18 protein-coding genes and 1 pseudogene are annotated in these 17,888 nt (G+C 58.8%); 4 read left to right on the forward strand and 15 right to left on the reverse strand.

All coding sequences use genetic code 11. From position 1 onward, the window contains the following. Window positions 1-714, reverse strand: a pseudogene (locus tag ACX3P1_RS23805) (IS3 family transposase); the annotation flags it as partial. Window positions 715-1,394: 680 nt separating this feature from the next. Here ACX3P1_RS23805 and ACX3P1_RS23810 point away from each other — a divergent pair. Then, window positions 1,395-1,586: a hypothetical protein gene (locus ACX3P1_RS23810; protein ID WP_459082060.1), complete on the forward strand. Its 192-nt coding sequence runs from the start codon at window positions 1,395-1,397 to the stop codon at window positions 1,584-1,586. A 346-nt stretch (window positions 1,587-1,932) separates the two neighbouring features. Further along, window positions 1,933-2,133: a hypothetical protein gene (locus ACX3P1_RS23815; RefSeq protein ID WP_459082061.1), complete on the forward strand. Its 201-nt coding sequence runs from the start codon at window positions 1,933-1,935 to the stop codon at window positions 2,131-2,133. Window positions 2,134-2,405: 272 nt separating this feature from the next. On the opposite strand, the gene ACX3P1_RS23820 is transcribed toward ACX3P1_RS23815, so the two are convergent. The 9 genes from ACX3P1_RS23820 to ACX3P1_RS23860 form a co-directional block, all read right to left on the reverse strand. Then, window positions 2,406-3,191, reverse strand: a complete 786-nt coding sequence (locus ACX3P1_RS23820) for an SDR family NAD(P)-dependent oxidoreductase (protein WP_459082062.1) — start codon at window positions 3,189-3,191, stop codon at window positions 2,406-2,408. 14 nt (window positions 3,192-3,205) lie between these two features. Further along, window positions 3,206-4,762: an FAD-dependent oxidoreductase gene (locus ACX3P1_RS23825; protein WP_459082063.1), complete on the reverse strand. Its 1,557-nt coding sequence runs from the start codon at window positions 4,760-4,762 to the stop codon at window positions 3,206-3,208. A 54-nt stretch (window positions 4,763-4,816) separates the two neighbouring features. Then, window positions 4,817-6,103, reverse strand: coding sequence for an NAD(P)/FAD-dependent oxidoreductase (locus ACX3P1_RS23830; RefSeq protein ID WP_459082064.1), 1,287 nt, complete (start codon window positions 6,101-6,103; stop codon window positions 4,817-4,819). Window positions 6,104-6,137: 34 nt separating this feature from the next. Further along, window positions 6,138-6,869: an HAD-IA family hydrolase gene (locus ACX3P1_RS23835; RefSeq protein WP_459082065.1), complete on the reverse strand. Its 732-nt coding sequence runs from the start codon at window positions 6,867-6,869 to the stop codon at window positions 6,138-6,140. 36 nt (window positions 6,870-6,905) lie between these two features. Further along, a complete protein-coding gene (locus ACX3P1_RS23840; RefSeq protein ID WP_459082093.1) occupies window positions 6,906-7,628 on the reverse strand; it encodes an amino acid ABC transporter ATP-binding protein in 723 nt (240 codons plus the stop codon). 49 nt (window positions 7,629-7,677) lie between these two features. Further along, entirely contained in the window at window positions 7,678-8,547 is an 870-nt protein-coding gene (locus tag ACX3P1_RS23845) for an amino acid ABC transporter permease (RefSeq protein ID WP_459082066.1), read from the reverse strand. Continuing rightward, window positions 8,544-9,290: an amino acid ABC transporter permease gene (locus ACX3P1_RS23850; RefSeq protein ID WP_459082067.1), complete on the reverse strand. Its 747-nt coding sequence runs from the start codon at window positions 9,288-9,290 to the stop codon at window positions 8,544-8,546. The genes ACX3P1_RS23845 and ACX3P1_RS23850 overlap by 4 nt, the downstream gene beginning before the upstream one ends. Window positions 9,291-9,410: 120 nt before the next feature. Continuing rightward, entirely contained in the window at window positions 9,411-10,256 is an 846-nt protein-coding gene (locus ACX3P1_RS23855) for a transporter substrate-binding domain-containing protein (RefSeq protein WP_459082068.1), read from the reverse strand. Between the two features lie 73 nt (window positions 10,257-10,329). Then, a complete protein-coding gene (locus tag ACX3P1_RS23860) occupies window positions 10,330-12,393 on the reverse strand; it encodes an oxidoreductase (protein ID WP_459082094.1) in 2,064 nt (687 codons plus the stop codon). Between the two features lie 144 nt (window positions 12,394-12,537). Here ACX3P1_RS23860 and ACX3P1_RS23865 point away from each other — a divergent pair, with 144 nt between their 5' ends. Both ACX3P1_RS23865 and ACX3P1_RS23870 read left to right on the forward strand, forming a co-directional pair. Next, window positions 12,538-13,449: a LysR substrate-binding domain-containing protein gene (locus tag ACX3P1_RS23865; protein ID WP_459082069.1), complete on the forward strand. Its 912-nt coding sequence runs from the start codon at window positions 12,538-12,540 to the stop codon at window positions 13,447-13,449. A gap of 144 nt (window positions 13,450-13,593) precedes the next feature. Further along, window positions 13,594-14,877, forward strand: coding sequence for an NAD(P)/FAD-dependent oxidoreductase (locus ACX3P1_RS23870; RefSeq protein ID WP_459082070.1), 1,284 nt, complete (start codon window positions 13,594-13,596; stop codon window positions 14,875-14,877). A 2-nt stretch (window positions 14,878-14,879) separates the two neighbouring features. On the opposite strand, the gene ACX3P1_RS23875 is transcribed toward ACX3P1_RS23870, so the two are convergent. The 5 genes from ACX3P1_RS23875 to ACX3P1_RS23895 form a co-directional block, all read right to left on the reverse strand. Next, the gene (locus ACX3P1_RS23875) at window positions 14,880-15,041 is read right to left on the reverse strand and encodes a DUF6127 family protein (protein ID WP_459082071.1); all 162 of its coding nucleotides are present in this window, start codon (window positions 15,039-15,041) and stop codon (window positions 14,880-14,882) included. A gap of 88 nt (window positions 15,042-15,129) precedes the next feature. After that, window positions 15,130-15,477, reverse strand: coding sequence for a phage head closure protein (locus ACX3P1_RS23880; protein ID WP_459082072.1), 348 nt, complete (start codon window positions 15,475-15,477; stop codon window positions 15,130-15,132). Further along, entirely contained in the window at window positions 15,477-16,046 is a 570-nt protein-coding gene (locus ACX3P1_RS23885; RefSeq protein ID WP_459082073.1) for a head-tail connector protein, read from the reverse strand. The genes ACX3P1_RS23880 and ACX3P1_RS23885 overlap by 1 nt, the downstream gene beginning before the upstream one ends. Window positions 16,047-16,124: 78 nt before the next feature. Continuing rightward, window positions 16,125-16,511, reverse strand: a complete 387-nt coding sequence (locus ACX3P1_RS23890; RefSeq protein ID WP_459082074.1) for a hypothetical protein — start codon at window positions 16,509-16,511, stop codon at window positions 16,125-16,127. A gap of 101 nt (window positions 16,512-16,612) precedes the next feature. Beyond that, a complete protein-coding gene (locus ACX3P1_RS23895; protein WP_459082075.1) occupies window positions 16,613-17,887 on the reverse strand; it encodes a phage major capsid protein in 1,275 nt (424 codons plus the stop codon). Between the last annotated feature and the right edge of the window lies 1 nt (window position 17,888).

Raw genomic sequence — 17,888 nt, forward strand, 5'->3', positions numbered from 1 at the left:
TGATGGCAACGAGATAGAGGAAGCCACGCCGCATCGGGATGTAGGTCACGTCGGCACACCAGATCTGATCCGGCCGCTCGATCGCCAGATGCCGCAGCAGGTAGGGATAGATACGATGCTGCGGATGCGGCGCGCTGGTCTTCGGCGCCTGATAGATCGGCGACAGACCGATCTTGCGCATCAGCCGACGAACCCGTTTGCGGCCCACGCACCAGCCCTGACGCCGTAGGTGCCGCGCCATCTGCCTTGAGCCATACCAGGGCATTTCCATGAAAGCCTCGTCGATGATGCGCATCAGTTCGAGGTTCTCAGGCGTCTCGCCGGCGGGCTGTCGGTAGAACGACGCCCGCGAGATCGAAACCAGTTCGCACTGGTGGCGGATCGAGAGCCGGTTGTGATCGGGATCAATCATCATTCTCCTCCGATCCAGGCTCAGCGATCGAAGGCCTTGGCCAAAAAATCCCGCTCGACGACGAGTTGGCCAATCTTGGCGTGCAGCTTGGTCACCTCGGCTTCCCGGCCGACCTGCGCATCCGCAGCCTTGTCGTCAAACGCCTTGGCCAGATTCTCGATGGCCTGCCGTTTCCACTGCGTGATCGGGTTCGGGTGAAGCTGATGCTTCGTCGCCAGGTCCGAGATCGTCCGCTCGACGCGGATCGCCTCAAGCGCAACCTTGGCCTTGAACTCGGCCGTAAACCGTCTGCGTGTCTTCATGCTGGATCGTCCTTCTGGATCGTCCTTTTCATCGGGCGATCCACCTTATGCCCCTGTCTCAGAAACCGGCACCACCTCAATACCGTTGCGGCTAGCGCCGTAGCTGCTACCGTTGCCGCTCCAGTGGTTGCGGAAGCCGCTCCCGTTTCGCCGCGCGAACGGCTTGATATTGCCGTTGCCGAGTTGAAGGCGGCTGCGAACGCTATCTGGCCCGCTGCTGATGACTGGATAGTGAAAATCGGCTCCAGCCCATCAATCCCCGTCTTGATCACCAATTATGACCGGGCATGGAAGACCAGGGGTGAAGTCAACGCCTACGTCGATGACGGCTCACCGCTTCTTGCCGATGATGCCACAGGCACTACGCTTACGCCGATTGGGAAGCGCGGAGGGTGCAGCCATGAGCCGCTTTGTCCCTCAAGGCGACATGACCGCCGATGAAATCACGGATTGCAGCTACGATCTGCTGTCTATCCTTCACGTCGCGGAAGTCGCGGCCATGCACCTGCATGACTAACACTCCCCGACCGTGGCCGATGCGCTCGCCCGCGTTCTCACTCTGGCGGTGAAGCTTCACGCTCCGATCCACGACGCGGGGCCAGTGAGGTAATCCGGGAAACCGCCGAATTGGTGGGGAAGTCCGAAAGAGTCGCGGACCAGCACCGAAAAGGCGGTGCGCAATGAAATCGCTCCGTCTTACGATCGCCTGCGCGATCCTTCGCGGTGCCGGCGTCGTCGCCGAGGTCATCGCCGGACCGCCGCTATCCGAAAAGCCGCCGCTTCGAGCAGTCGACCGCATGCTTCTCGGCTCTATCGTCGGGCTGGGCATCTGCACCTTGTGGATATGGATCAGCGCGAGGGCGGGGCGATGAGCGCTGCCTTTCACCTTGTCGGTATCGGCGCCGGGTCACCGGGGTCAGGCATAGGCCCCGGCGGCAACGGCGGCTGTGGATCAGGAATCGGGCGCGGCGGAGTTGCCGTGCCTTGCAAAGGCGGCTTCCTGCCTTCGTCCGGGTTCGGATTTGGCTCCTCGTCAGGCAGTCGATCCGGATCAGGTTCATCAATCGGCTTGGGTTCACGTCCAGGTATTGGCGGTACATCCGGGTCTGGATTTGGCTTGCGCGGGTCGGGCATCGCTCTGGCTCCCTTTCGGGCTACCAACTTTGATCCGGTCGGATTGGTTCCTGATGCGCTGAAATCGTTCAGGAGGGAGTCGTCATGAACGACATGCCATCCCCGACCATCATCGAAAAGGCCGCGTACCGGATCGACGAGTTCTGCGAAGCCTTCGGCCTCGGCAGGACAAAAGTGTTCGATGAGATCAAAGATGGGTGCCTTAAGATCAGGAAAGCCGGCAGAATGACCCTGATTCGGGCAGAGGACGCCAAGGCGTGGCTCGATGCCTTGCCAGAAAGATGAACAAGCGGCGGGCGCAAAGTCCGCCGTCGTTCGTTAACAGCCGAAAATCATTGTGGCGAAAATTGAGGGGACGGTAGCACTACAGTCCGGAAAATGCTTTGAAAACAAGTCGTTATGAAAGGTCAATGGCGGAGGGAACGAGACTGGTGTCCAACCTTCTCTGGAATTGCCAGCAGTTCGTGGAAAGGTCAGCATCCCGCTTCAAGGGCGAACGATCGAAAGCATGGGCGACGTATACCCTACCTCGCTAATTGCTCGATAAACTGAAATCTTCAACGCCACAATGCGGTGGCAATCCCTCCATCGACATACAGGGTTTGCGCCGTGATGTTGCGTGCGCCCGGACCAGTCAGGAAGGCGACGGCGTTGGCGACATCATCCGGCTCGATCAAACGACCCAGCGGATGACGGGATCGCAACGCTTCCAAATCATCCGGCCGGCCGGCCCTGTCGCCATGATTGGCAATGGAGTTCCGCAGCAGATCGGTATCGACGAATCCGGGAGCGACGCAATTCACGCGAATGCCGTCCTTGGCATGATCCAGTGCAAGCGTGCGCGCCAAGGTCGTCAGGGCGGCCTTGGACGTGGCATATGCAACTCGGTCCGGCGGGGTGGCCTGTGCCCAGATCGACGAGACGAAGATGATGACGCCGTCGCGGTCGAGGCCCATCAGTGGAATGGCAGCCTTTGCGCAGACGAACGCGGAGCGGAGATTGAGGTTCATGCAGTGATCCCAATCATCGAGCGAAAGGGTTTCGGCATTTCCCAGCACGGGAGCCCCTGCGCAGCAAACCAGGACGCGAAGACCACCGTCACGATGGTGGGCGCGGGCGATCGCGGCGGAGATCGCCCCGTCTTCAAGGATGTCGATCTTTTCAGCCCGGATTGCCGGTTGCTTCTCCCGGAAAGACGCGACGCTCACCTCGCTCGATCCGCATACGGTCACATCGTAGTCGATCGACAGGCATTCCGCGATAGCCTGCCCAATGCCGCGCGTGCCGCCGGTCACATAAGCGGCGGATCGCCGCCTGTGCGCCCGCTTGTCGGATACTGTCATCGTATTTCTCTTTGCTAGCCAGCCGCGATATGCAGGCGGCGCGTGATGCGATCCCGAAAATCGGCCGTTTCTGCGATCTGCCGCGATTGCGGCCATTCATGCGCGTCGGCGAGAACCTTTGCCGCCAACTCGACATCATCGCCCAGCGGATTTTCATTCCATGCCAGCCCGGTGCGACGAAACATGAGGTCGTCTATCGTTTCAGCGTGCTCCTCGGCGACAGCGCGCTTCATGATTGCCAGCAATTCTTCGTTTGACAATTTGCCACCTTCGCGAGGCATGCTGGTTGAAGCGAAACCCGGTCGCTCTGCCGGGCGTGACGGAGCGACACGACCTTTCAGCGCGCGCAGTGCGATCAAGCCCGCGGACCGGTGGCTCATCACCGGACCCGCCGTCATCGCAAACATATTTGGCGCGCCTTCATTCGTCAGATCGTGCAACTCGCGCGATCTGGCTCCCATCGGCTGCGTGGGATCGTAGGTCAGGGGACGCACTCCGGCCCAGCCATAGAGAATATCCGATCGCTTCAGCCGTAGCGAAGGAAGGAGGTAGTTCGCTTCTCCGAGCAGGAATTGGAACTCGTCCTCCGTTGGGTGAACGTCGTCGGGATCGCCCTCGTACAAGGTCTCGGTGGGGCCGAAATAATGCATTCCGCGCCAAGGCACGCAATAAAGCCCCTCGTTCAGGCGGTTTAGCGTCGCAATTCCGTAATTCGCGCATTCGGGGGGCAGCTTGACGACGATGTGCACGCCTTTTGTACCAGTTATGCGTCGCTTGATCTTCGTGCCGGTCACGCTAGCGTTGATGCGGTCGATCCAAAAACCGCCCATGTTGAAGACGGATCGCGCGGTCACGGAAACCGGCGAAGCCGTGGTGTCCAGCGTATCGGCGAGCCGCAACTGCCACAAATCCCCCTGGCGCGTTGCGCTTTGAATTTCGGTATAATTACGAATGGTTGCGCCCATGCGTTCCGCGTCGAGAACTGCATCGACCGTGACGCGCTCCGGCCAGTCGAACTGGAACTCGTCGAACATCGCAACGGACGACAACGCCTGCCTGTCGCGGAGGTGGTTCAGGAGCGGCGTGTTCTCCACCTCGGGTGCCGAAATCCGCCGATAATTGAGCGGAACCTTGCTGTCGCCGAGTGACTTCAGAATGCCAAACGCGACGTCGAGCTGCCACGCGGCATAGGGCCCCCCCTTGTAAATGGGGAAGCAGAATTTCATCGGACGAACTCGCTCCGGTGTGTCGCGAACGAATTCGGTCCGCGATCGCATCGCAGCTTTCGCCATGCTGCAAGCAGTAGCAAACCGGCCCGGATGACGCACGAATTCCCAAATCGACTTTCCGGGCGCGAGATAGCGTAATCCGCAATGAAGCAACCGGGAGGATCGCCCGCTCGCGCCGGCGGCAAAATCGGTCTTCTCGACCAGAAGCACACTGTAGCCGGCGGCGGCGAGACGCTGCGCCGTATCCGCTCCGTTTACACCGCCGCCGACAATGGCGACATCGAAGAGGTGATCATTGAGTGAATCAAGAGGGGCTCGCATCAACATCTCCATAACAGGCATGACGGATCGTCGGAACTGGCCGGCCGGCCAGCAGGCGGAACGGGCAAAACGAAATCACAACCCGATCCGGTCGAGAAACTGGTACCAACCGGCGACCAGCCTTACGGCCGGTTTGCGCGCCAGATGGAAAGGAATTGTCGGCAGCCGCTCGGGCGCCAGAAGGGCAAGGTCAGGCTTCCCGCCGAGGGCAAGGTCGCAGATATAACGACCCATGAGGCATGAACAGGCGATGCCGGCGCCATTGTAACCCATCGCGTAGGAGATGCGATCGTCTATGCGACCGACATGCGGGACGCTTCGGAGAGTCATCGCAACCAGGCCCGACCAGCGATGTGTGACTGCAACATCTTGCAGTTGCGGAAACAGGCCGATCATCGCATGCCGCAATGCTTCAAAAGCAGCGGCGGAATCATTTCTGCCGAATGCGCCCCTGCCGCCAAAAATCATCCGGCTGCCGGCGCGCCTGAACCAGCGCATCATTCGCCGGGTCTCGCTGTAGCTGCGTCGAGCCGGCATAAGCGTCTCGTCGAGATACCGGCCCAACGGCTCGGTGGCGATGATCGCACTTCTAAAGGGGACCAGCGTTTGGGCCACGGGCGAAGTCGCATCGGTCAGATCGGAATAGGCGTTGGTTGCGAGCACGGCGTAGCGCGCGCGTAAAGCGCCGTTCGGGGTTTTGATCAGAACGCCGTCTCCTGTGCGCTCGAGCGCAAAGGCCGGGCTATGTTCGAAAATATCGATGTTCTTCTGTCTCAATCCACACGCTATCCCCCTCGCCAGGTTGAGTGGATGGATGACCCCGGCATGCGCGGCAAGGACGCCACCGACGAAATCGTTTGAGCCGGTTTCTTCCGCCACCTCGCCACCCGACAAAATTCGCAGCGAGGCGTCGCCGAAAGTATCGCGCATGATTTCGGCTTCCGCGACGAGCGCATCGAGAGCCTTGCTATTGTGAGCGCATCGCAGATTTCCGCTCATCGAAAACGCCGCGCTCGTGATGTCGAATTCTTCGATAAGCTTCGTTACTTCGTCGACGCCTTCGTGACCGATCTCGGCCATGCGGCGGGCGACCGCGAGGCCGTGGGCCTGCGCTATCGCCGGAATGGGCGCACGAAATTTGGCCGAGACGACGCCGCCATTGCGGCCGCTGGCGCCCCAGCCGATTTCGTTGGCCTCAACGATCGCCGGGCGCATGCCGCGCTGGGCGAAAGAACGGGCGGCGGACAATCCAGTATAGCCGCCGCCGATGATCGCGACGTCGGCGACATGATCGCCTTCCAGCCGGACGGGTCGGGATGCCGGGTCGGCGGTCGCCGCCCACAGCGATTGTGGCCACGGCATGGGGAAATTGCTGGATGTCGTGGCCACATGCATGTCAGACGGTCGCGCCGCGCTTGCCGCCGCGGGCCTGATCGGCATCGACCGCGTCAGCCAGTTCCGCCAGTGTCGAGAAATGGAAATCCGGCTTGGTCATTTGCTTCGGCTCGGGCGTTCCGCCAAAGCCCTGCTGCCCCTTGCGCCTTTCGATCCAGCACACGGTGTAGCCAAGCTCCCTGGCTACGCCGATATCGTGATGTTGGCTTTGCGCTACATGCAGGATCTCATCCTGCTTGTAGCCAAATGCCGATTGGCGGCCCCGATTGAATGCAAAGAACTCCGGATTGGGCTTCGGCTTGCCTGCCTCGTCGACAGTAACGCTGTCGTGGAAAGGATGGTCGAGCGTATGGGAATAGCACGAAAAAGCGACACGGTCGGCGTTGGTCATGGCGACCAGTCTGAAACGGGATCGAAGGCGCTTCAATGCCTCGATGGAATCGGCGAAGGCAGGCCATTGAAGCACTGAAAGCTGGAACGCCTCGGCCGCGGCTTCATCCGCCTTCAGTTCGAGCTTGCCGGCGACATGAAGATAGACATCGCGCATCACCCTGCTTGAACGGCCGGAGTAGAGGTTGCGGGCTTCGAGATAGGGAGCAAAGATATCGTCGTCCCCGACATTCGACGCCTTGTCTCCGCCGATCGTCCTGATTGCATCGAGGACGCCCTTTTCGAAGTCGATCAAGGTGCCCACCACGTCGAATGTCAGAACCTTGAAATTTTCAAATGTCATCTGCTCACCTTTCTTACTCTTCCTCGAACGGCGCGATCACAGGATCTGGCTCAGGAATTCGCGGGTTCGGGGATCTTTTGGATTCTTGAAGAATTCCGACGGCGGTCCGTGCTCGACAATCACGCCGCCATCGGTGAAGTAAATTTGCTGGGCGATTTCGCGCGCAAATCCCATTTCGTGCGTCACCAGGACGCATGTCATGCCCTCCGCCGCCACTTCGCGGATCGTCAGCAGAACCTCCTTGACGGTCTCGGGATCGAGGGCCGCGGTCACCTCGTCGAAAAGGATGACGTCGGGCTCCATTGTCAGCGAGCGGGCAATGGCGACGCGTTGCTGCTGACCGCCGGAAAGCTCTCCCGGATAGCTGCCTTCCTTGCCGGAGAGGCGAACTTTTTGCAGAAACTTCCGCGCTCGCTCGCGTACTTGCTCCTTAGGCTGCTTCAACACATGGATCGGCGCCATCATGATGTTCTCCAGCGCGGTCTTGTGCGGGAAAAGATTGTACTGCTGGAAAACCATGCCGACCTTTTGACGCAGCTTCAGCTTGTCCAGATGCGGATCGTTGACCTCCATCCCCTCAACCTTGATCGACCCGGCCTGAAACGGGGTGAGAGCATTGATGCATCGGATCAGGGTCGATTTGCCGGAACCCGACGGACCGATGAGGCAGACTACTTGTCCCTTGAAGACGTCGAAGCTGATCCCGTTCAGAACCTTCAAGGCGCCGAACGATTTATGGACGTCGCCGACGGCAATCATCGGTTGCGTGGAGGTCCAGTCTTTCGCGGTCTGCGACACGTCGAACTCCCTAAAGTTTCACGGCGTATTTACGCTCGAGCCAGATGGTACAGCGCGCGATCGGATAGATGTAGAGAAAGAACAAGAGCAGGATCGTGCCGTAAAAGGGGATCAGCAATCCCTCTCTCGCCCCCGCCGCCTCCATCGCCTGCTGGGCATTGCCGACCGCTTCCTGCACCCCCAATATGGACGCGATCGGCGTCGACAGCGTCAGGATTGCATACCAGTTCATCCACGGCGGGATCATGCGTTTGACGCATTGCGGCAGGATGATCATCCACAAGGTCTGGCGGCGTGTGAAGGCGAGGCTCTCGGCCGATTCCCATTGACCGTCGGGAATCGAGCGGATGGCGCCGCGCACGATCTCCGATACGTTCGCCATGACGGGCAGCGAAAAGCCGACCGTCGCCTTCACCCAGGCCGAAATCATAAAGACGTGGTCGCCGACGCGCATCTGGTACGGCACTAGCAAAATGATCGCGAACAGGATGACAAGCCAAGGCGTATTGCGAAATATTTGCATGATAAAACGCGATATCCGTCGCACCCAATTGTTTGTCGATATCTGCATCAGGCCGAGCAAAACCCCGAAGATGGTAGCCAGAATCATCGCAATAAAACTCATGGCCAGGTTCATCAGGAAGCCGCGCAGGATGAACGGCATCCACATCAGCAGCGTCGCAAAAGGACCTGGGCCAGCTGCTGTCGCCGTTTGCGCCTCGGCCACGCCGAGCGACAGGGCAAGGGCCAGCAGGATGACCCCGCCCTGCCACGCGGAAACGGAGTCCAGGGGCGACATCCAGACGCCGGCAGGCCGCGCGCGCGCCTTCCGGACGGCTTTTTCCAGATTTTTATCCAGGCTAGGAAAATCGCCGGTCATCGCCCATACCCCGGCAGGGAAAGACTACGTTCAAGCCGGTGGATGCCAAAGGCAAACACCGCAACGACGATGTTGTAGAACAGGAAAAGCACCAGCATCATCTCTGCGACGTTGATGTTGTTCGACCATATCTGATTTGCGGTGTAGGTGATTTCGGGAACCGAAATCGCATAGGCAAGCGACGTCGTCTTTATCAGGCTGATGAGATTTGTGTTGAGGGCCGGCAAGCAAACGCGGATCGCCAATGGCAGCACCACGTAGCGATAGGATTGCAGCCGTGTATAGCCGAGCGCGTCCGCCGCTTCCTTCGTCGTCTCCGGCACCGCATCGATACCTGAACGGAAAATCTCGACGTTGAAGGCGCCGCCGAAACACCCCAGCGACACCACCGCCCACCCGAAAGCGCTGACCACCGGCTCGTAATAGCCGCCCATGTCGACCTGCGGCGTCAACGTTCCGAGGCCAAAGTAGAAGAATAGCAATTGCACGAAGGGCGGGGTGTTTCGGAAAAACTGTATGTACGCGGCAACGAACATGCGCACGATCCGGGAATGGGCATTTTGGGCCCACGCGCCGATAATGCCGATGACGACCGACAGCGTCACGCAAGCGACCATCAGTTCCAGCGAGGTCGTCATTCCGTCGACGAGGTGCCGAAACTCGAATTCGTCGTACAGAAAGACGAAGTTGATGCCGGTCGTCTCGTACAGATCGCGGAAAATGGGAGCTAGGTGATCAAGCATAGCCGGTCCTCATGGGGCGAGCGCGGCGCTCGTTCCAAAAATCGATCTCGATTTCGGTCCATGCGGTAAAGCTATCGACCGCGAGCACATTCCGACATGCCCTCGCGGTCGTCATATTGCTTACTCCGGCGTCTTTTCGACGAATTTGAACTTGTCATGTTGCTCCACCAGCCAGGCGTCCGGTTTCACATTCCACTTCTTGGCCAGATCAATGAGCATGCCCGAGGCATGCCAGTTATAGGCCATTCCACTCATGAAGCGGCCCCAGATGCCGTCCTTTTCCTCGAGTGGAACGGCGGCGCCCCAATAGCTCTGATATTTGGTTTCGAGCGGCATCTCGTAGCCCTCCCATTCGCCGGCGGCCAGGGATTGCTGAATGGTGGTGTCGTCAGACAGCCAGGCGACGCATTTTCCACTTCTGAGCGCCTGTTTTGTTTCTGTGTTACCAGGGAAGGAAACTATTTTCGGGGCATAAGCCCGCTCAACGATACCGTTATAGAAAAGTCCTTGTTTTGCACAAACCGGCTTACCTTTCAGGTCTTCCCAAGCCGTAACAATGCCATTTTTCGCCAACACGTTGGCGCCGGAAGTCCAATAATCCGGCTGCACAATGCCGACGACCTTACGGCGATCGGGCAGGTCGGACATAGCGCCGATAATAAGGTCGATCTGCCCCTGCTGGAGAAATTGCATCCGGTTGGCAGATTCGATCTGAACCAGTTCCAACTTGACCCCCATCGCCTTGGCGACATCGGCGGCGAGATCAGGCTCAATACCGACGAGATTACCGCCTGTGTCCCGGTACGACCATGGGCGGAGCGCACCCTGGACGCCGACCCGCAGCACGCCGCGTTCGACCACTTCTTTGAAGTGGTCATTGGCTGCCGCTGCCTGTCCCGTTAGTCCCAACGCGATTATGGAGGCGACGGCGCCGCCAATGAAGCTCTTGAGCCATCCAGTTCCCATTTTTGTTCTCCCTTTTATTGTTCGACTTTTTGTACTCTTGGATGAACGATATTTTGTCAGGTGATGCCGGCGCCTACATGACATTGCAGATGCGAAGGGCATCCAGCATGGCTGAATGAATGTTACGGCTCGCGACCGCGTCGCCGATACGGTGAAGCTCGAACGCGGCCCCGGGCCTGTAGCCGCTGGATTGTCTGCGGTTCTTGAGGAGCGCATCGATATCTGTAACGCCATCATTGACCGAAAATGCCCTCAGGTCATGATAGAGTTCATCGACCGGCAGCGTGCCGTGTTCCACAATGATTTGATCCGCTTCTAGCTCCATCGTTTCGGCGGTGATGATGTTGCGAAACATCGCCACGACCCGGTTGCCGCGAGTTTCAACCCGGACGATCTCATGCTCGAACGTAATATTGATGTTAAGCTTGTAGACTGCCTTCTTCCATGTGAGCCGTTCGACATAGGTGAGTTCTTGACCGATCTGCGCGTCGATGGAGATGACTCGAACGTTTCGTCCCTCGGTGGCCGCCATTTCAACAGCTTGCATGGCTGGATTGCGGCCGGTTCCATCATAGACGAGGACGTCGGAACTGAGCGACTGGTTACCACTGAGAACATCCCAAACGGAGGTGCAGTGTTTCCACCCATCAATCCATTCGATATCAGGCAAACCGCCGGTTGCGACGATGACGATTTCCGGCTTCTCGGCCAAGACTTCTGCTTGCCCGGCAAATATCCCGGTGCGAATGGCAACTCCAAGCCGGTCCAATTCCGAGATACGCCAGTCGATGATTCCGCTATAATCTCGACGCCACGAACCTCGCTTGCCAAGTATCATCTGGCCGCCTACGCGCTCGGCAGCCTCAAAAAGGACCACTTCATGGCCTCGCTCAGCCAGAATGCGTGCGGCCTCAAGTCCAGCTGGACCGCCGCCGACCACGACCGCCTTCCGCGCCGCCCACTCCGACCGCGCGATCACCTGAGGCAATACAGTTTCGCGCCCGCTGGCGGGATTGTGAAGGCAATGAGGACGATAGGGCGACTGGCAGTGGGTCGCTCCCACGCAGGGACGGATGCGGCTTTCCTCGTCGGCCATGAGCTTGGCGACTATATAAGGATCGGCGATATGCGCGCGCGTCATGCCGACCATGTCGAGCAGGCCCTCGCGAATGGCATGGCGCGCCGAGGACAGTTCTGAAATCCGCGCGGCATGGAAAACGGGCAGATTGACCTCTTTCTTGAATTGGCCTACCCGGTCGAGCCAAGGCGCGAGCGGCGAAGCCATTCCCGGAAGGATGTCGCTGACTAGGTTCCGTTCAGTATCCATGGTTCCGTACAGGGCGTTGAAAAAATCGACTGTGCCTTCTCTTTCGAAAATATGCGCAAGGCGCACGCATTCTTCAAAAGACAAAGCTCCTTCCTGGCCTCCTTCGTCGATCGAAAGCCTTATTCCCGAAAGGAATCGGTCCCCTGCCTGTTTGCGAATTTCCTCGAAGACCATGAGTGCGAAACGTATGCGGTTTTCGAGCGGCCCGCCGAAATCGTCGGTCCTGCGATTAGTCTTAGCTGACAGGAACTGCCCGATCATATGACCGCTGGCCATCGATTCAATACCGTCGAGACCGCCCTCCATACAGCGCCGCGCCGCCTGGCCAAAGGCCTTCACGACGCGATCGATATCATGGCGATCCATCTCTTTGGGAAAACTGCGGTGCAGTGTCTCTCGGATAGGCGATGGCGCAATCGTCGGCAACCAATTATCCGCATAGGGTTCGCCACGGCGTCCGAGATGGGTGATCTGGCACATCAGCGCGGCGCCATGGCGATGGATTGTTTCGGAAAACTTCTGAAAATAGGGAATGATCTCGTCGGTTCCGACATTGAGTTGCCGGAAGATATTCGGCGAATCCGGCGCCACGTTCGACGAGCCGCCGAACATAGTCAAAGCTAGCCCCCCCTTGGCCTTCTCTTCATGATAACGTTGGTAGCGTTCCATCGGCAGGCCGTTCACCTCGAGGCCGCTGGCATGACTCGTGCTGATGACCCGGTTCTTCAAGGTCAGGTGCTTGATCCGCAATGGCTGTAGAAGCGGATCGGACGAAGTCGGCGCTGGACTGCTTTGCTGATAAAGATTCATGTCGGCCTGTTTTGCTGAGAACTGTCGATCCAGTTCATTCCTCTCTCTAAGGGTCAGGGACGACATGTCGCTTGTCAAATACACAGAATGAACCCTCTTATGTGATTTAGGTATAGCTCTGAATTTTAAGAGGAGACCGCCGCCTTGAATATCAGGCAACTGGAAGCGTTTCGCGCAACTATGATGGCAGGAACCACGATCGGCGCCGCCGAGCTTCTCGGAACATCGCAACCGGCGGTCAGCAGGCTAATAGCCCAGCTTGAGGCATCGCTGCGGCTGACGCTTTTCGACCGATCGAGCGGCCGCCTTCAGCCAACACCAGAGGCCGGCCTGCTCTACGACGAGGTGCAGCGCACCTTCGTTTCCGTGGACAAGATCCGTGAGATCGCCCGGGAAATGCAGGTTGCCAATTCCGGCATGGTGTCATTGGCTTCGCTTCCGGTCCTTGCCTCGGGCTTTCTGCCGTCCGCCATACGGCGCTTCAGCGACGGCCATCCCGAAAGTCGCATATCTTTGCGCATCCAGATGTCGACGCGCGTGGAAGAACTCGTCGCCGGTCAGCTCGTCGACTTCGGGCTTGCGGAATATCCGTTCGAACGCGCCGGCGTCGAAGTAGAGGAATTCTGCTCAGTGCCCCTGCTGCTTGCCGTTTTGCACGACCACAGGCTTGCCGAGAGAAAGTGTGTGACGCCCGAGGATTTGGCAGACGAGCGCTTTATTTCGCTTACCCTAAACAATGTAGGACGACATCTTGTCGATCAGATTTTCATCCGCAGCGGAATCCAGCGGCGCATGGTACTGGAAACGCAGATATTCAGCGTTGTGGCGAACATGGTTTCGAAGGGCCTCGGCGTCGGACTAATCGATCCCTTCACAGCCTTCGACTACAAGCAGCAAAACCTTGTGGCGATTCCGTTCGAACCCAGCGTTATTCTGCGATTGGGACTGCTGCATCCCATTCACCGACCGACTTCACGTGCGGCGCGTGAATTCATATCATCGCTGAAAACTTACAGAAGTTTAGTGCTGAGGGATGTCTCCGCCACCTTCTATTGACGTTGCCTCATCTTGCTACGCTGACCAGCGTCGCTGGAGCGTTCATTCAAGCCTCCTCTATGCGGTCAGCGCATAGCGCTATGCACTGCTCCCCCGGTTTTGTGTGTTAAGCACTAGCAACTCGCATCGGCGGAGATAGTTCAAATGGTCCCAGGCAAGGTGGACGTTGCGGTGATCGGTGGCGGCATAATCGGTTGCGCTACCGCATGGCGACTGGCGGAAAAGGGCATCAGCGTCTCGGTGTTCGAACGCGGGACCATCGCATCGGAACAATCCAGTCGTGCGTGGGGTTTTATTCGCCAACAGGGTCGAAACGAGGCGGAGCTGCCGCTTGCCGCTGAGGCCAACAGGCTGTGGACCGAACTTACAGAGCGTTTCGGCAATAAATCAATCCAGTTCGTTCGAGGCGGCATTTTGGTTCCAGCCGAGTCCGAAAGCGATGTGGACCGGGTCGTGAAGGGGCACGAGACCGCGCGCGCATTTGGACTGGACACGCGCCTGTTGGACTCGAACGAGGTCAAGGCGCTTCTTCCTGAAATGAGTGGGGCATGGCGTGCCGGTCTCTTCACGGCCGGTGACGCCCATGCCGATCCGGAATTGTCGACACAAACCATCGCCCGCGCAGCGCGCATCGCCGGCGCAGCCATTTTCGAGAACACGCTCATCACTTCGGTTGAACCTGCCGCGCGCGCCTGGCGGGTGAATACGTTGCATGGAAATGTGGAGGCAAGCACAATTGTTCTAGCGAACGGGATCAGTGCGCCGTTCCTCGCCAGATCTCTCGGTTATCGGCTGCCAATCCAGATAGTGAAATCCTCGGTAGGCAAGACCTTTACTGCCGCGCCGTTTACCTCCGTGGCCGTGTGGGGACCGAAGGTAGCGTTTCGCCCCAGTCCCAACGGAAGTTTCACATTGGGTAATGGCTATCGGGGGATGGGGGTGGATTACGAGATCACGATAGATTCCTTTCGTGAGCTAAAGCATTTCCTGCCGGCCTATCGCAACAATTGGCGGCAGCTTAGTCTGTCTCTGGGAAAAGATTTCATCCATCAGATTAAAGCCCGGCTGAGCGACGCAACTGCGGCCGGCGCTATGCCGGAACCCACGCCAAACAGGCGCAAAGTATTGCGAAACCTGTCTTGCTTTCGTCGCCTTTTCCCACATCTGGGACTAATAGAGCTGGAGACGATGTGGGCGGGTCGCCTCGACATGACGCCCGATGTGATTCCGATCATAGATCGACCGGATGGCGACAGAAACATGTTCATAGCCGCCGGTTTCAGCGGACATGGCTTCGCTTTGGGCCCGTCCATCGGCAAGCAACTTGCAGAATGGATTACCGAGGGACGACCGTCTCTCGATCTTTCTCCGTTTCGACTTGCACGATTTAAAGACGGAATTGTAGGCAAGTCTCATCAATCACTCTGACATCAGCCCGGAATAGCATGGCGGATCGTCGTATCGAGACGGTGTTCGCAATCCCGGATGTCCTCCGGGGCATCCTTTCCGTCGAGACCCATTTCTTGCAGGGCACAGCGGGCGCCAGTTTCGACGGCCCTTGCCAGAAGCACATCGAGCTCTAACTTGGCCATGCGGAACTGCTCGCCTGATTTTGGCGGCGGAGTTACGTTGGCCTCCTGATGGCATTTGGATCCGGTTCGCTGGATTGCTGGCGACCAATCAGGTTGGCGCCCCGGCATCGCACAGCATGGTCCACCAGCGGCCACGCCGCTCCATGTCGGCGGAGGTGCGGATATTGTAGGTGGTGCCGGAGCGGACCTCGATCAGACGCCAGTCGGCGGTAATGGTTGAGGTCTCGGCATCGAAACGCACGATGATCAGGGCCGGCTGAATGCTTTGCAAGCGCGAAGCAATGACGGTCTCGCCGCCTTTCGAGAGGAGAATACAGGCGTCGCGCTCGAACTGGGCGACCCATTGACCGGTGACTCCGCCGTAGCCGTCGTCAACTTCCTCTTCTTTTTCCAAGCTGACGCGGTCACGCAAATCGCTGGCGGTGAACCTGGCCATCAGAGTGGCATCATCCGGTAGGGCGCGACCAGGGCGTGAACAACCCGGTCGATCGCCACGTCGATGTCGGTGTCGGCGCCATCGAAGAGCCGCTGCACGATAAGCAGGATGGCTTGGCGGATCGGCTCGGGGATGTCGGCAGCGTCGCCAAAACCGGCGGTGAATGTTGCCGACACCGCATTGTTACGTGGATAGGTTGCCGGCCAGGACTGAGCATGCTGCAGGGTTAGGTACGCACCACGTGCGTCGGCAAACAGATCATAGACGCCCGCGTCCAATGTCTGCTGCATATTGCCCGCATCCTGATAGCTGACGCTGACAATCGCTGTCACGGGCGAGACTGGAAGAGGCAGGCGTTCGGCAAAGCCGGCATAATCCTGCCGCCAGGTTTGCGTCACGAGCGCGCGACCGAGGACGCCGCTGTAACCGTCGAACCAGGCAGTTGCCGCCTTGATCTGGGCGGTGATCAATTCGTCCTGGTCATCATGATCAACGCGCAGATGGGCTTTGGCCTCGGTGAGAGATACCGGCGTGGTCGTAGGTGCCACTGTGCGGACGGGAGCGAGCATGACTGTCTTCCAGGAGGTTGATGAACAGGGCGGCCATGGCGTCGGAGTTACTGATCATCTGGCCGCCCTTTACCGATGTCAGGCGATGGGCGCGTCATAGGGATGGCCGAGCGCAAAGACCGCACCGGCCGCAATCGACGTGCCGGAGGTCTTGGTGATGACCGCGCGGACGTAACGCTTGTTGCCTTTGTAGCCCTGCTTATAGACCGTGCTGGCCTCAAGCGCGGCGGGAAGCGTACCGAGCAGATCGGCGGCCGTCACATCGGTAAAATCACCATCCGTGGTGGTGTCGCTTTCTTGGCAGGCGATGACATAAAGGCCGTCGCCGGCAATCGTGCCGGTGTTGATGATCAGGGTCGCAGAATTGAAACCCTGCAAATCCGCATTGCTGCCCTTGGTTGTGGCGGTGACTACGGCAGGGACGAGCGATGCGACGAGGCTGAGACCGGAAATACCGTCCTTCATGGGGGAAGTCCTTTCGTGAATGGAAACGGGGAGGAAACAGGCGGCCGGCTTCGACCCTTCGACAAGCTCAGGGCTCAGGATGATGGCCGCCCGTTAGATAATCAGGTGCTGATCTTCAGGAGTTTCAGGGCTTCGAAGTTCACCATGCCGCCGCCGACCCGCTTGGTCGTGTAGAACAGCACGTTGCCCTTCGAGGTGTAGGGATCGCGCAGAACACGGATACCGATGCGATCCACAATGAGGTACGCACGGCTGAAGTCCCCAAGAGCGATCGGGAACTTGCCGGAACCGACAACATCCATGTTGTCGTCGGTGTGCACCGGCTTGCCAAGGATCGTCGCCACACCGGCAGGGCCGGAAGGAGGCGCCCATACATAGGCACCTTCCGCGTCCTTGAACTTGCGAACGCTGTTCATGGTCGCGTCCGACATCAGCCATGCAGCCCCGTTCCGATAGCCGGATTTGAGTGCATAGTAGAGGTCGATAAGCGTATCAGCCGGGCTGACCGACGTTGTAGGAGCGAGAAAGCCATCGGCCTTGCCGGAAGCGACGAAGCCGATCTTGCCCCAGGCATAGGAAGCGTTCGCCACCGTATCGTAGGCAAGAATGCCGCGCGGCTTGTTGATGCCATTACCGGAGGCGAAGGCAGCGCCCTCCTGCTCGGCAAACTCGATCGAGACTTCATCAGCGAGCCATGTAGCAACATCGATGCGTGCATCATCCAGTGTTCGCTGCGTGGTGCCAGGCATTGCGTAGATTTCGCCGGTGTTGATGGCGATCTCGCGCATGACTGGCGTTGCGGTTTCACCGCGTGCCTGTTCTTCGCCGACCCAACCCGAAGTCGCGCCGCCCATGTTGACGAGCTTCTTGTAGGTGTCGGTCGAGATGTTGATGACGCGGGCCAGGGAGCGAATGGTGGATACGGTGCCAAGCACGCGATCAATCCCAGCCTCGGTCTCTTCCGGCACCAGATAGCCGCCATCGGGATCGGATTGCGTGGTGAGTTTTGCTTTCACCTCGAGATCGGCCAGACCGGCATCGACGCCCTTGCGGAAGAAGCGATCGAACGCCTGTGCATGTTCCGCCTTGTCCGGGTCATGGTCATTGCCGGCACCGCCAACCTTGAGCGCGGCCATCGCAGCATTCACGCTGTCGATTTCCTTGGTCAGCGTGGTCAGTTCAGCATTGATGCGATCAACCTTTTCGGTCTGCACCACGTCGGCAAGGCCGGCTTTGATATCGGCAAGCTCCTTGTCGCGTTCAGTCTTGAAGTCCTCGAAGGTCTTCTGCAGCTCGGCGAGGATCTTTGTGGCGTTGCCGGTTTCCGCGCGCACGCCAATAATCCCGCGAGCGCGGGTGTTCAGTTCGATACCCATT

The organism is Mesorhizobium sp. A623, assembly GCF_054489405.1.